This window comes from Listeria sp. MAN/IMW/UF464 (assembly GCF_058683955.1).
The window spans coordinates 1-426 of record NZ_JBZWZP010000010.1 but is presented as its reverse complement, the minus strand read 5'-3'; the positions used below and the strand labels follow the sequence as shown (position 1 = coordinate 426).

Sequence of the window (426 nt, the reverse complement as noted above, 5' to 3'; positions counted from 1 at the left end):
GTCTGGAGGTCCACGGCCATCGGCCCAGGGACCGCGATCGCCAGGCGGCCGGAATCGACCGGGCTTCCTCCCAGAAGGCCCTCCAGGATCCGCTCGCCGAGCGGCTCGCCCGCGCGGCCGTGGTGGTGGCCCGTCTCATCCCCGATCCCGCCATCCAGACCAAGCTGCTGGAGGCCGCCTGGGCGCGCGCCGGCCGCGCGCGTCCGACGGAACGGGACACGACGCGCGACCGCGAGCGGCGGCGCTAGCGGTCGCGCCTAGAAAGTGTTCTTCAGATACGGCGACACGGTGAAGGCCGGGAATCCGACGCCGTCCCTCATCCGGTTCATCAGGTCCCAATACATGCCCAGCGCCAGCGGATCGCGGATGTCCGCCGGAATATCGAAGCTGTAATCGCCCTCGAACCGGTCGCCACGTCGCCAGGCC

1 protein-coding gene is annotated in these 426 nt (G+C 70.7%); it reads left to right on the top strand.

Annotated elements, in window-relative coordinates; all coding sequences use genetic code 11:
• A partial coding sequence (locus AC4PG0_RS14300; protein ID WP_492168012.1) for a hypothetical protein occupies nucleotides 1–248 on the top strand: 248 nt, incomplete at its 5' end.
• Nucleotides 249–426 lie beyond the last annotated feature (178 nt).